Annotated in this window: 11 protein-coding genes and 1 pseudogene; 8 read left to right on the forward strand and 4 right to left on the reverse strand. The window is 61.6% G+C overall.

The features are described 5' to 3' along the window. Positions 1–49: 49 nt before the first annotated feature. Positions 50–1,321 (reverse strand): ABC transporter permease, encoded by a 1,272-nt coding sequence (locus GO707_RS01970; RefSeq protein WP_114538904.1) that lies wholly within the window; start codon positions 1,319–1,321, stop codon positions 50–52. Further along, a pseudogene (locus GO707_RS12925) lies at positions 1,314–2,152 on the reverse strand (ABC transporter ATP-binding protein). Before GO707_RS12925 ends, GO707_RS01970 begins: the two are co-directional and overlap by 8 nt. Positions 2,153–2,308: 156 nt before the next feature. On the opposite strand from GO707_RS12925, the gene GO707_RS01980 reads away from it, so the two are divergent. Continuing rightward, positions 2,309–2,848: a TetR/AcrR family transcriptional regulator gene (locus GO707_RS01980; protein WP_198160978.1), complete on the forward strand. Its 540-nt coding sequence runs from the start codon at positions 2,309–2,311 to the stop codon at positions 2,846–2,848. A 183-nt stretch (positions 2,849–3,031) separates the two neighbouring features. On the opposite strand, the gene GO707_RS01985 is transcribed toward GO707_RS01980, so the two are convergent. Further along, positions 3,032–3,313 carry a type II toxin -antitoxin system TacA 1-like antitoxin gene (locus tag GO707_RS01985; protein WP_114538906.1) on the reverse strand — a complete coding sequence of 94 codons (282 nt, stop codon included), beginning with the start codon at positions 3,311–3,313 and terminating at the stop codon, positions 3,032–3,034. 3 nt (positions 3,314–3,316) lie between these two features. Further along, the gene (locus tag GO707_RS01990; RefSeq protein WP_114538907.1) at positions 3,317–3,571 is read right to left on the reverse strand and encodes a hypothetical protein; all 255 of its coding nucleotides are present in this window, start codon (positions 3,569–3,571) and stop codon (positions 3,317–3,319) included. Between the two features lie 637 nt (positions 3,572–4,208). Between GO707_RS01990 and GO707_RS01995 the strand changes: the two genes are divergently transcribed. The 7 genes from GO707_RS01995 (at position 4,209) to GO707_RS02030 (ending at position 13,420) form a co-directional block, all read left to right on the forward strand. Further along, complete coding sequence (locus GO707_RS01995; protein WP_114538908.1) at positions 4,209–5,180, forward strand: substrate-binding domain-containing protein; 972 nt, start codon at positions 4,209–4,211, stop codon at positions 5,178–5,180. Positions 5,181–5,199: 19 nt separating this feature from the next. After that, a complete protein-coding gene (gene pstC / locus GO707_RS02000; RefSeq protein WP_198160979.1) occupies positions 5,200–6,186 on the forward strand; it encodes a phosphate ABC transporter permease subunit PstC in 987 nt (328 codons plus the stop codon). Next, entirely contained in the window at positions 6,183–7,181 is a 999-nt protein-coding gene (gene pstA, locus GO707_RS02005; protein WP_157011853.1) for a phosphate ABC transporter permease PstA, read from the forward strand. The genes pstC and pstA overlap by 4 nt, the downstream gene beginning before the upstream one ends. A 29-nt stretch (positions 7,182–7,210) precedes the next feature. Next, positions 7,211–8,005, forward strand: coding sequence for a phosphate ABC transporter ATP-binding protein PstB (gene pstB, locus GO707_RS02010; protein ID WP_114548497.1), 795 nt, complete (start codon positions 7,211–7,213; stop codon positions 8,003–8,005). Between the two features lie 575 nt (positions 8,006–8,580). Then, entirely contained in the window at positions 8,581–9,927 is a 1,347-nt protein-coding gene (locus tag GO707_RS02020; protein ID WP_157011857.1) for an ATP-binding protein, read from the forward strand. A gap of 13 nt (positions 9,928–9,940) precedes the next feature. Further along, positions 9,941–11,341, forward strand: coding sequence for a helix-turn-helix transcriptional regulator (locus tag GO707_RS02025; RefSeq protein WP_157011859.1), 1,401 nt, complete (start codon positions 9,941–9,943; stop codon positions 11,339–11,341). A gap of 210 nt (positions 11,342–11,551) precedes the next feature. Beyond that, positions 11,552–13,420 (forward strand): FAD-dependent oxidoreductase, encoded by a 1,869-nt coding sequence (locus GO707_RS02030; protein WP_198160980.1) that lies wholly within the window; start codon positions 11,552–11,554, stop codon positions 13,418–13,420. Positions 13,421–13,676 lie beyond the last annotated feature (256 nt).

The raw sequence follows: 13,676 nt of genomic DNA on the forward strand, positions 1-13,676 counted from the left end.
GGGAAAATCGGAAAATGGCATTTGCGAAGATGGCACAACGGAAGGATCTTCAGCATGTTGTTCGGACACGTTTCTTGCGGAAGCTGGCGGCGGCTAGGGCGAAGAACAGGGCGAGGAATCCCCACAGCACGGCCAGGTCGAACCCTACGGCGGCAAGGTCGGCGCCGCGCAGCATGACGGCTCGCAGGGCATCCACGCCATAGGTCACGGGCATGAAGGCGCTCAAGGCTGCGAGCCAGTCGGGCGCACCGGAAAGGTCGAATAGCCCGCACAGCAGAATTTGCGGCACGACGAACAGCAAAATGAGCTGGATAACCTGGAACGGCGTAGCGGCCAGCCCCGATACCAGAAGACCGAGCGCTACCGATACCATAGCCATGGAGACGCAGGTGAATACCACGAGTCCCAGATTGCCTTCGTTGGGAAATCCGATGAACGTGAGCGCCACCCACAAGATGATGGCCGATTGCACGCAGGCCAGAAGCCCGAAGGCCAGCGTGTAGCCGCCGAGAATCTGCCCTGCGTTCACCGGCGTGGCGAGAAAGCGCGTCATGGTGCCACCCATGCGCTCGGTGACGAGCGACATGCCGCTGGTAATGAAGGTGAACACGAACAGGAAGATGCCGATGAACACCGGTCCGTAGAAGTCGAACATCCGCCAGTCCTCATTGCCGTGGAGATAAACGGTTTCCATGTCCTCTATGGGCAGGTAGTCGCTCACATTCATCGAGAAGTCTTCGGCGGAAAGCGCTTCAGCCGCATCGTCGTCGAAGAGGCCTCCCAACGCCTCGGCTAGGCCGGAGCGGGCTTCGGCAGGCATCGAGACCATCACGCCCGTGAGTGCCGTTCGGGCCTCTTCGCGTTGCTGGCTCGCCTCTTCGATGGTGTCTTCTACTTCTGCTCGTTTGTCGACAACGGCTGCTTCCATTTCCTCAGCCGCCTTGCCGCGCAACTCGCCCAAGGCTTCGGCGCACGCGGCGAGCACGGCCGCCGACTTCGTAGAATCGGTGCCTTCCAGCTCTACCTTCAGCATGTGCTCGCCTTCCATGGAAAGCACGGCTGCCACGTCGTTGGCGGCGAGCAGCGCGCTTGCCTCGTCGGCATTGGCCTCGGTTATGCGCGCATCGGTCTGCCCGAACTGCGTTTGAAACTCAGCAGGTAAGTCCACGGTGGCGATTTTAGGGCCTACCGTGTCGGCGCCAAGAATAACCGACAGCAACCACAACACCACGAGAGGCGCTACAAACAGCAGCGCCAGCGTGCGTTTATCCAGTGCGAACTGCGTGAGAATGCGGCGAACAATGGCGAACACGCTAGTCATGGCACGCCTCCTTTTCGCCAAGAGACGGCGAGACGTTCGGCTCCGCTGCCGTATCCGGCGACTCCGACTCTTCTAATGCCAGGAAGGCGTCTTCCAAGGTGTTCGTGCCCGTGCGGGCCAGGATATCCGCCGGCGAGGCATCGGCGATCAGCCGTCCCTCGCGAATCATGGCAATGCGGGCGCAGCGCTCGGCTTCGTCCATGACATGAGTGGTCACTACGATGGCGCACCCTTGGGCGGCCAGCGCTTCCAGATGATTCCAAATGTAGCGGCGATGCTCCGGATCGAGCCCCACGGTGGGCTCGTCCAGCACGAGCACGGCAGGTTCGTGCACTAGGGCCACCGCCAGCGAGAGCCGCCGCTTCATGCCGCCGGAGTAGTCATGAACGAGCTTCTTGCGATGTCTCTGAAGACGCACGAAGGCGAACAGCTCGTCCATGCGGCGGGCGAGGTGCTCGCCCTTCACGCCGTAGAGCGCCGCGAAGAAGCGAAGGTTTTCCTCGGCGGTCACGTCCTCGTAGAGCGCGTCGTCCTGGGGCATAAACCCGATGCGTGCTCGCGCCGTGCGGAAGGGGCCCCTTCGCCTAGTACGCGCACGGTGCCGGAGGTGGGTACATCCACGCCCATGATGAGGTTCACGAGCGTCGTCTTGCCGCAGCCCGAAGGCCCTAAAAGGCAGAGGATATCGCCCGCCGCCACGGAAAGCGAGATGTCTTTCAGCGCGAGGAGAGTATCGCGTCGTCGCGGCCCGGGGCGCCCGTAGCAGAATTGGACGCGGTCGATGGCGATGGCTGGGGTGCATGCGTTCACTGCTGAACTCCTTTCGCGCATGAGATTTCAGCTATGATAGTAATCCAACAGTCTGTCGGGAAAAACCAGTAAAGAGCGGCGCTCTGTCGGATTACCGCTCGCAAGAAGGAGGCCGTGATGGGACGCCCTCGGAAAGACGCAACAACCCAAGATGTGCGCGAACGCTTGATTGTCGCCATGGCCGATCGACTGATCCGCGAGCCTGCGAGCGCCGTGACGGTTACGTCCCTCATCAAGGAGGTGGGGTGCAATCGCAGCACGTTCTACTACTATTTTGCCGATACCGAGCAGTTGGCCGAGGCGGCCCTTGATGCGGTGGTGCCCGTGGAGATTCCCCGGGCGCTGCTCTCGCTCATCCGACAGGGTGCTTTCTCCCTTAGTCCCGCCACTCCAAACATTCCCGATCTGGTGCAACGCAACGCTCAGGGCATCGATACGCTGTGCGCGGTGCTGAACGGCCCCAATGCGGCGCTCGCGCAAAAGCGGGTGAAGCGCCGTCTTTTGGAAGACGTGCTGCCCGATCTGGGCGTAAGCCTTTCCTCAAATACCGATGACCCGACATCCCGTATCGTCTTCGAATATGCGACGGGCGGCCTTCTGGCCCTTATGGCCTACCGCGCCGAAACGGGTTTCGCCTACCCCGTAGAGACCTTCCTGCACTGCCTCGCTCCCGAAGTCCCCGCCGCCCTGCTCGACGTCCTTTCGGAGAAAAGGTAGGAAGCTGCACTATCTTCTGGCCTCTCTTAAAAAAGAAAGGTTACGAGCATGTGTGCGAGCTCAACCGCGTGCTTTTAGTTGGAACGCGCCTCGCAGATAGGGGAGGCGTCGTTCGTGCCGAGCGGAACTGGATCGGCGGCAATCGCGGCAATCCGGTCGGCGCCGCCTCCGTACTCCCCAGCTCTAGCTGGCGGCCAGGACGCTTTCGGCTCTGTCCAGCGCCGCCTTGCGCAAGAAGGCCGAGCGCGACTCGCCCTCCTGCTCGGCTGCGCGCTTGATGGCGAGAGCGGCCGAGTGAGGCACTTTGAAGCTGATTACGTCCAGGGGCTCATCGGCCAGCCGCGGCCGGCCGACCACCACCTCGCCCGACCATTGCCCGGGCAGCGAGCCCGCCTCGATGGCCTCGGCCATGGCCTCTATCTGCTCGTCGGTGACTACCTTGCCGCTTCTGAGGGTGTACTCCATCGTTTACTTCCTTTCCAGCCTGAGCTCGCGCTTCATTCGTTTTGTTGCCGGCGAGAGCGCGTGGATGACCAACGTTGCCCCGTCAGCCAGGACCATGCCAACCATCTCGATCTCGCGTCCAGCGCCGGTAAAGCCGATTGCAACCCAGCAATCGTCGCCTCTTGGCCGCTTTCGAGCGAAGTTGAGCCAAGCGTACGTGACTTCTTCCCTCGACAAGCCGTGCCTGAGGGCATGGGGGTGGATGCGTATCTCGTCCATAGGCGTCTTCCTTATGTAATACTAAATTGTATTATAAAACCCGATGAACCTCAAAGGCGACATCTGGCGAGAAAAGCCTACTCTCTCCGAACCACAAAAATGACGCGAGAAAGCCCCGTTTTGTTCCCCGCGCCGACCGCATCCGCGTCGCCCGTTGTCGAAAAATCGTGAGTGAATGCCACTTCCACCCCGAAATGGTCGATCCGCTTTTCGCCTAGTGCGCATTTCTGCCCTCAACTGGCATTTTTCTGCCACTTCAGGCCCGTAATGGCAGAGGCGCCGCGGGCTTGTCGACCATTTCGGCCTCCAACTGGCATTTGCTCGGGGAGATAGGGGAATGCGCGGCGCCTGGTACTGAGGTTTTACCCAATCTTTTCGAAACTGGCGGGGACTCTTTACGAGTGCTGCTCGGTTCTTTTACGAAGCGGGGCCATCATGGATGCACGGAAGCGGCTGTTCCCTTGTGGGTCGCTTCCGCGAGTTGAATGGCCCTTGCGGGCGGTGGTTTGTGAACCTGTAGCCCATTCGAACCCCGGTGCCGGTTTTGTCGGAATCCAGGGGCGACTGAGGTCACCCCTACGGGGAGCGGATGCGCGAAGGTTCGGCACCGGCCCGCGCACGTGAAAGGAACGACGTCATGAAAGCATCTTCGGTATCTTCTCGTTTGCCGCGGCGGTTGCGGCGGATGGCGGCGCTTGTTGGAGCAGCGGCCCTGTGCGGCGCGCTGGCGCTGGCGCTTGCGGGTTGCGCGGGCGGCTCGGCCGGCGGCGCGACGGGGGCGGGCGGCTTGGGCGGCACCGACGCTGGCGACAGCGGCGCATCTGCCAGCGGCCCCATCTCGGTGTACTCCCGCGAGGACGGCTCCGGCACCCGCGGCGCCTTCGTGGAGCTGCTCGGCATCGAGCAGGCAGACGCCAACGGCGACAAGGTGGACATGACCACATCCACGGCCGCCATCACCAACTCCACGGCCGTCATGATGACGTCGGTGGCCGGCGACCCCAATGCCATCGGCTACATCTCGCTTGGCTCGCTGGACGATACGGTGAAGGCGGTGTCCATCGACGGCGTTGCGCCTTCGGCTGCGGCTGTGAAGGACGGTTCCTACGCCATCGCCCGGCCCTTCAACGTGGTGACCAAGGGGGATCTGTCCGCCCCGGCCGCCGATTTCTTCGCGTTCATCATGAGCGCCGACGGTCAGGCCGTGGTGAGCGACAACAACTACATCGCCATCGACGATGCGGCCGCCCCCTTCGCTTCCAACGGCGCCAGTGGGAAAGTGGTCGTGGCTGGATCTTCGTCGGTCACGCCGGTCATGGAGAAGCTGGCCGAGGCCTTCCAGGCGGCTAACCCTCAGGTGACGGTAGAGGTGCAGCAGTCCGACTCCACCACGGGCGTGAACATGGCCGTCGATGGCACCTGCGACATCGGCATGGCCTCCCGTGAGCTGAAGGATTCCGAGACGGGCGCGGGCGTTCAAAGCACGGCCATCGCCCTGGACGGCATCGCGGTCATTGTGGCCCCGCAGTCGAGCGTCGACAAGCTGACATCTCAGCAGGTGTGCGACATCTACACCGGCGCGGTCACCAACTGGGCCGACGTCGCTTAGCGCCCAAGCGAGTCTGACCATGTTGTTCTCTCTGTTGAGCGAGCTGTCGGCGGGTGCCGCTGGCGGTCCCGGCGCCCCCGGCGCCCCTGCGGCCGGAGCCCCCGGCGGCGCGGCCTCCGGCACCCCCGCACCTGTCCGCGCCCCCAAGCGCCCGCATGCCCTTCGCGAGGGCGTCGCCCGGGTCCTGTTCGCCACAGCGGCGGCCCTCTCCATCGCCGCCGTGGCGCTGATCTGCCTGTTCCTGCTGGTCAACGGTGTGCCGGCCATGGCGAAAATCGGTCTGCCGGAATTCCTCTTCGGAATGACCTGGCGTCCGGCCAACGATCTGTTCGGCATCTTCCCCATGATCGTGGGCAGCCTGTACGTCACGGCCGGCGCCATCGTCGTAGGCGTGCCGGGCGGCCTGCTCACGGCGGTGTACCTCTCGCGGTTCGCCCGGGGCCGTGTGGGCTCCTTCCTGCGCAGCGGCGTGGAGCTTCTGGCCGGTATTCCGTCGGTGGTCTACGGCTTCTTCGGCCTGGTCATTATCGTGCCCTTCGTGCGCCTGCTCGGCCCGGGTACGGGGCTTTCGGTGCTGGCGGCCAGTCTTATTCTGGGCATCATGATTCTGCCCACCATCATCACCGTGGCCCAAAGCGCCTTAGATGCCGTACCTGCTCGCTACTACGAGGGTGCCCTGGCCCTCGGCGTCGACCACGAGCACGCGGTGTTCAAGGTGGTGGTCCCGGCGGCCGCCTCCGGCATCATGGCCGCCATCGTGCTGGGGCTGGGCCGCGCCATCGGCGAGACCATGGCCGTGGTCATGGTGGCTGGGAACATGCCCATCATCCCCGACTCGCTGCTGTCCGGCGTGCGCACCATGACGGCCAACATCGTGCTGGAGATGGGCTATGCCGCCGACTTGCATCGCGAGGCCCTTATCGCCACCGGCGTCGTCCTGTTCGTGTTCGTCCTGCTGACCACGATGCTGCTCAGCGTTATTCGGAAGAGAGGTGAAGCGCGATGAGCATCGCCTTCAACCCGCGCCCCCGCCGTCCGCGGTTCTCGCCGGTCGCCTGCTCGCCGGTGCTGGGCGCCCTGGGCGCCGTCGATCTTGCGCCCTCCTGGTTCGCCGAAGAGGATGCCCTTGAGGTGTGCATCGCCCGCACGGCGCGGCACCGGCGGGCGGTGTCGGCCTTGCTGCGCTGGCTCACCTATGCCGCCGCAGCGGTAACCGCCGCCGTGCTGCTGTTCGTGGTGGGCTACATCCTGGTGCGAGGCGTGCCCGCGCTTACCCCCGATCTGTTCCAGTGGGAATACACCTCCGAGAACGTGTCGCTTCTGCCGGCGCTCGCCTCGACGGTCATCATGGCGCTGCTGGCTTTGGCGATGGCGGTGCCCGTGGGCGTTGGTGCGGCTATCTATCTGGTGGAGTACGCCCGCCGCGGCAGCCGCTTCGTGCGCCTGGTGCGCGTGACCGCCGAGACGCTGCAGGGCATTCCCTCCATCATCTACGGCTTGTTCGGCATGCTGTTCTTCGTGACGGCCTGCGGCTGGGGCCTCTCGCTTCTGTCCGGCGCCTGCACCCTGGCCATCATGGTGCTGCCGGTCATCATGCGCACCACCGAGGAGGCACTCATGGCGGTGCCCGATTCCTACCGCGAGGGCGGCTTCGGACTCGGCGCCGGGCGGCTGCGCACGGTGGCCCGCTGCGTGCTGCCCTCGGCGGTGCCCGGCATTTTGGGCGGCGTCATTTTGGCTCTCGGCCGCTGCGTGGGCGAGGTGGCGGCCCTGTTGTTCACCGCCGGCACCGTGGCCCAAATCCCCGACTTCGCCGGCCAGGGCATTTTCGCCCTCTTCGACTCCTGCCGCACCCTGGCCGTGCACATGTACACCCTGGCCTGCGAGGGCCTGCATGTGAACGAGGCCTACGCCACCTCGGTGGTGCTGCTGGTCCTCGTTCTTTTACTGAACGCCGCCATGAGGTTGGTGGCGACAAAGATGGAAGTGAGCAAGAAATGACGAGCTTTTTGAAGGAACTCGCGAATGAGATGAGCGTTACCGCGGTGGCTGAGGTTCCAGGAGCCGCACCCGCTCCTGCGAAGATGGCCGTCGAGCATCTGAACCTGTTCTACGGCGATTTCCAAGGTCTGCGCGATGTTAACCTCACCTTCCCGGAGAACCAGGTGACGGCGCTCATCGGCCCCTCCGGTTGCGGCAAATCCACGCTGCTGAAGACGCTGAACCGCATGAACGATTTGGTGGAAGGCTGCCGCGTGGAAGGCTCGGTGCTCCTCGATGGCGCCGACGCCTACCGCACCCTGGATGCCACCGACCTGCGCCGTCGCGTGGGTATGGTGTTCCAGCAGCCCAACCCGTTTCCAATGAGCATCTACGACAACGTCGCCTTCGGCCCCCGCAGCCATGGGGTGCGTGCCAAGGCCGACCTGGACGTCATCGTAGAGGAATCGCTGCGCGCGGCCGCCATCTGGGACGAGCTGAAGGATCGTCTGAAGAAGAACGCGCTCGGCCTGTCCGGCGGCCAGCAGCAGCGCCTGTGCATCGCTCGTGCCCTGGCCGTGCAGCCCGAGGTGCTGCTGCTCGACGAGTCCACAAGCGCCCTCGATCCCATTTCCACGGCGAAGATCGAGGAGCTCATCGGCCAGCTGAAGGAGCGCTACACGGTGATCATGGTGACCCACAACATGCTGCAGGCCCTGCGCATTTCCGACAAGACAGCGTTCTTCCTGTTGGGCGAGGTGGTGGAAGCCGGCGACACCGACACCATCTTCTCTGCCCCCATCGACCCTCGTACCGCCGACTACGTCGCCGGGCGCTTCGGGTAATTGCAACGCCGTACGATTTTACTTTCATTTTACGTGGCTCTTACGGCGGCTGCTCAATGAGGCTTCATACTCCTTCCCGGCTGAGACAAGCGCGGGCCGCAAGGGTGCGACCCGCCGATGAGTGCGGCTCGCAAGGGGCGAGTCGCTGTAAGAAGGAGACGCGTAGGTGGAAGAACTGCTGCAAATCGGGCTGGGACTGTTCGGCGGTCTGGCCCTGTTCCTGTACGGCATGAACCTCATGAGCAACAACTCCGCCGCATCACTGGCTACCTGGTAGGCACGCTGGATCGCTTCAACGACGCCAAGCGCGCCGAAGAGCACGACCGCGTAAAGCACGACGTGCCGGCAGCCGAGTAGCGCACCCCTCGCCTCCCCGCACCCCACGGGCGGTCCTCCGGGACCGCCCTTTTTGTTTTAGGGAGACTACCGAAGATGTCCCAGAGTTGAAAAACGTCGCAAATCAAGTTCAGAAAACGCGAAAACTCGTCGCAAAACAGTAACTAAAACCAAAAAACTCGTCGCAAGAAGAGGTTATAATGAGCGAAAACTCGTCGCAAGACGAAAGGATTAGCAGTATGGCCCTTCAAAGGAAAGCCTATGACGACTTCCTGAAATGGAAGAGTGCGCCCGACAGGCGCGCCCTCCTCGTGACCGGCGCGCGGCAGGTGGGGAAAACGTATCTCATCCGTGAGTTCGGCCGAAACGAGTACGAGGTCTTCCTGGAGATCAACTTCATCGAGACGCCCAAGGCGAGGGAGATCTTCGAAGGCGATCTCGATGCCGATACGCTCGTAGCGAACCTCACGGCCTTCACGAAGGTGCCGCTCGTTCCCGGTCAGACGCTCGTCTTCTTCGATGAAATCCAGGAATGCCCGCGCGCCCGTACCGCCATGAAATTCCTCGTGGAGGATGGTCGGTTCGACTACATTGAATCGGGCTCGCTTCTGGGCGTCTCCTATAAGGAGGTGCCGTCGTACCCGGTGGGCTACGAGCAGCATCTGCGCATGTACCCGCTCACGTTGAGAGAGTTCTTCGACGCTATTGGCCAAAACGATCAGACGCTGGAGCTGGTGCGGGAACGAATGCGGAATCGCGAGCCCATTCCGACCGCTATTCACGAGCGGCTACTCCGGGCATTTTCCCTGTATATGGTCGTCGGGGGCATGCCGGCGGCCGTCGAACGGTTCAATGAGACCTCCGATCTGTCACACGTGCTGGCTGTGCAGCAGGATATCGTCGACCTGTATCGGCAAGATATCGCCAAATACGGGGACGATAGGCCCCACATCAAGATGATCTTCGATGCTATTCCCGAGGAACTCGACAAGAAGAACAAGCGCTTCAAGCTCAGTGATCTGGCGAAGAGCGCCCGCATGGAGCGCTATGCGAGTGATTTCATGTGGGTTGCTGACGCCGGCGTGGGGCTGCCCTGCTACAACGTTAAAGCGCCGGAGCTGCCTTTGTCGCTGAACGCCCAGCACAATCTGTTCAAACTCTTTCTCTGTGACGTGGGGCTTCTGTCCGCGCAAACGTCGGGCGATGCACGATTCGACCTTCTGCAAGGGAACCTTGCGGTGAACTGGGGCAGCATGCTGGAGAACGCCATCGCCCAGGAGCTGACGGCCCACGGCTTCGATCTGCGCTACTTCGACAAGGCCAAGTACGGCGAAGTTGACTTCGTCATCGAGAAGGGATCGAAGGCGCTTCCTATCGAGGCTAAATCGGGAAAGGATTACGAGAAGCACAAAGCCCTCGACAACGTGATGGCCGTGCGAGAATGGGGCATCGACAGCGCCATCGTCTTTTGCCGTGGAAACGTGCGCGAGGAAGGCAAAGTGCTGTACCTTCCCTGGTATGCCGTTATGTTTATCGAAAAAGAGCGAGGCCCGCAGAAAATAGACCTCGCAGAGTTCTTGGGATAAGGGGGTTGCCATAGTGAGAGGATTGAAAATGCCTCCTTGGTGGCTTCTCGGTATCGGCTTTACTCATGTGCAGATTCTCTCGCAGTATGCGGGGTCAGGCCTTTTCCATGGGATGGCCGGTCTTCCGGTCAGCACCGACGTTGCCTGGTTTGTGGGGATGGGGGCGAACATCTTGGTGCTTCTCGCGTGTGGCGCCGTGTTCCGCGGTCCGCGCCTAGATCGTTTGAAAAGGCTGCTGGCTCCGTCGATCATTCTCAACATCGTAGGGTTTCTGCTCTCTGTATGGCCGACAGGGGTCACGGCGAATGACGATCCTGTGGCTTTGCTGGGAGCAATTGCTCTGGGAATGGGTCAGGCCATCATGTTTCTTCTGTGGGCCGACGTGTTCAATCGAGCCAAAATCGAAGAGGCGGAGATTGCGCTGCCCCTTTCCTCGCTTGTCGTTCTCGCCTATGCCGTTGTTGTCCCTCTGCTGCCGGCAAGTCTCAACGGCATTCCGATGCTTGTGGCTCCATTGGCGTCGGGGGCGACCCTCTACCTTTCCTTTCAGAGGCTGCCGGTGGCACAGGCATGCGAGAAGGCAGTCGCCATAGAGGGATCGCGGCCGCATTCGATGGTAAAGGAGCTGGCGCGCATAGCCGTTCCTCTGGCCGTCTTCTACCTGGTGGTAAGTTGGAACGGTCTTCTCTCGCAATTCGAAATGACGGGAGAGCGTTCCCTTCCCGAGATAATAGGCTCCTTGGCGGGCGTGCTCTGCATCGTCGTGTTCGTGCTCTTCTCGCTCAAGATCGATTTTGCCGCTTTGTTTCGGTGGCTTTGCCCTTTGGCCACACTGGCACTGATTCTCAATTTCTGGAAAAGCCCCGCTTCCGCAATGGCGGTATGTTCGATATCGAGCGTTCTGGACATTACCATCTGGATCGTGACCTACTTATATTCCTCTCGAATGGCGAGGCGCGACTATGGAACGAGTCTCACCAGGATCGCCGTCCTGCTGGCGGTTTCTCACGGAGGGGCGACAGTTGGCAATATACTCGCTGTTGCCGTTTTGGCAGACCTCGCCCAGCAAGAAGCGATGCCTCAAAGCATCTCTCTTGTGCTGGTGTGTCTGCTGGTTGCTACGACCATGGTCGTCGTCGGGCGGCCGGCGCTTCGGGTGGCTGCTGATTGGCGCAATGAGGATGGGGCGGCAGCGTCGAATATGTCCGTGCGCTGCAAGGCGATCTCCGAGCAGCATGGGCTGACGGCTCGGGAGCTCGATGTGCTCCTCCTTTTGGCCGCAGGCCGCTCGCAACCATATATTTGCGACTACCTCGTTCTCTCGAAAAGCACGGTGTCGACCCATGTGAGCCATATCTACCAGAAGTGCAGCGTGCATTCCCGACAAGAGCTTCTCGATCTTGTGAACGAATAAGGCCAGGTCAGCTTATCGGGTAAAACGCCCGAGGATGAAAAATTCGCATGAAACACCCGATTCCTTCCGTCTTTCCGTCATGGTTGCATGATCCTGCGGGGCCGAAAAGGACGGCCGCATTCTGAGGATCGGAGGAGCATCATGCAAGAAGCACATGGGGGAAGACTGATCGGACGTCGTAGGTTTATTCAGCTGGGTGCAGCAGCGGGAATGACCATGTTCGCCCTGGGTGTGACGGGGTGCAGCCCCCTGCCGGCCACCTCGTCCGCAAAGAGCAGTTACGTCCCCGGGGCGTATACCGCACAGGCTCAGGGAAAGCAGAGCCTTGTGACCGTTGAGGTGACGTTTGGGGAGAATGCTATCGAGGCGGTAGAGGTGCTTGGCCACTGCGAGTCAGAGCGCATCGCCAATACGGCGATTTCCGCCATAACATCCGACATCGTCGAGCTTCAGTCCCTCGATGTGGATGCGGTAACGGGCGCGACGCTGACGAGCATGGCCATCCTCTCTGCGGTCAGAGACTGCGTCGGGCAAGCTGGCGGCAGCGTTTCCGATTTGGAGAAGGTCCCGGGGCGCGAAAAATCGGACGCCGTCGAGGTAATTGAGACGGAGGTGGCCATCATCGGCGCCGGTGCGGCTGGCCTCACGTCGGCCATTGCTCTGGCAGAGTCGGGCACTGAGGTGCTCGTTATGGAAAAGTGCGGGTTCATAGGCGGCAGTATGCTCGTCTCGGGAGGCCGCCTTCAGTACCCCGAGGCGCCGCTTGAGTATCGCCAGGAGACAACGGAGCCGATGAGACGGCTTTTCGCCGAGGTCATGGAGCGCGCTCGCGATTTGGGTGTGTCCGAGGAAAGAGTCTCACAAGTTGAGCAGCAGTACGAGCAGTGGTATGCGGAGGGAAACACCAAGACCTTCGACAGCGACGAGTTTTACGCCGTGCTCGGCGCCGTCGGTTTCGGCAACCCTCTCGCTGCGGAGACGACGTTGGACGCTGAATCGGCGCGCCGCGCGTGCGAATGGGTGACTGCGCATGGCGTGGAACTCGAGAAGCCGCTTCTCGGCATCATGGGTTTCTCCTGGCCCCGTTCGACTCACCCTGTGGGCAGGCCCGCAGGCGAAGGCTATGTCGACGCTCTCGAGGCATACATTCAGAGTGCGGGATTCCCGGCGCTCGATATCCTCTTCAGCACTTCAGCGCAAGAGCTTCTGGTGGAAGATGGCAAGGTCACGGGTGTAAGGGGCCAATGCGACGACGGAACCACTTACGAGATCCATGCGAGCAAGGCGGTCGTTCTGGCTACGGGAGGCTATACCGATAGCCCGAAATGGCTTGCCCGGCTTCAGCCCCAGTACGGATTCAATGAGGGTGAGAGCATTCACTCGGTAGCTCCCGCTGGACATTCGGGAGACGGCCTTGATATGGCGGAGGAGGTCGGTGCGGCTGTTGTCAGCTGCGGCGAGGTGATGCTCAACCCCTATGCTCATCCCCAGTACCACATTGTCGGCCACATTATTGGCGACACGGGAAACCCTCTCGTGGTGAACAAGGAGGGGAAACGCTTCGTCAATGAGACGGGGAAACGCACCGACTTGGCTCTTGCCGTTATGGATCAGCCCGACCAGTTGTGCTACATCATCGCGTGCGATCAGAACTCCAACATCATGCCCGATGGAAGGAACTTCGATGGCGAGCCTGCTGAGGGGCTGTTCGAGAACGGGCTTGCCTATCGAGCAGATACGCTTGACGAACTCGCAGATCAGATCGATATTCCTGCCAGTGCCCTAAAGAAGACTGTGGAGGAGTACAACGCCGCCTGCGTCGCTGGCGTACCGGATGAATTCGGACGGACATATTTTGAGGAAACAGCTCCCATCGTTGAGGGCCCCTTCTACGCTTCGCCAGGGACGTGGGCCGTGCTTATCACTGTTGACGGTCTTACGGTGGACGAGCGCTTCCGTGTGCTCGACGACGGTGGCCAGCCGATTGCGGGTCTTTTTGCCGTCGGGGAGGTGTGTGGTCAGCCCTGCCTCCAGGTTCTGGGGTACGGAGATGTTATTGCAAAGGGTGTTCTAGGCTAGGCGAGCCCTCTCTTGACCGATCAGCCTTGGAAGCTTAAGGCTGCCGGATGTAGACGAGCCCTCCCCCGAGCGGGGCGCCGATTAAGGTCGGTGCCCCGCTCGTGCTTCATCAGCAAAGTTTTACTTTCCCTTTACGTGTGGCTTACTCGGGGCGCTCATGGGGGCTCCATACTGCAGCCTACGGAAAACCGGCGTGCGCGAGGTGCGCCGCCATGTCTGTCCCGCGGAGGAGCGGGCCGCGTGAAGGAGACGCATA

This window comes from Adlercreutzia rubneri, from assembly GCF_009755265.1.
GTDB lineage: Bacteria > Actinomycetota > Coriobacteriia > Coriobacteriales > Eggerthellaceae > Adlercreutzia > Adlercreutzia rubneri.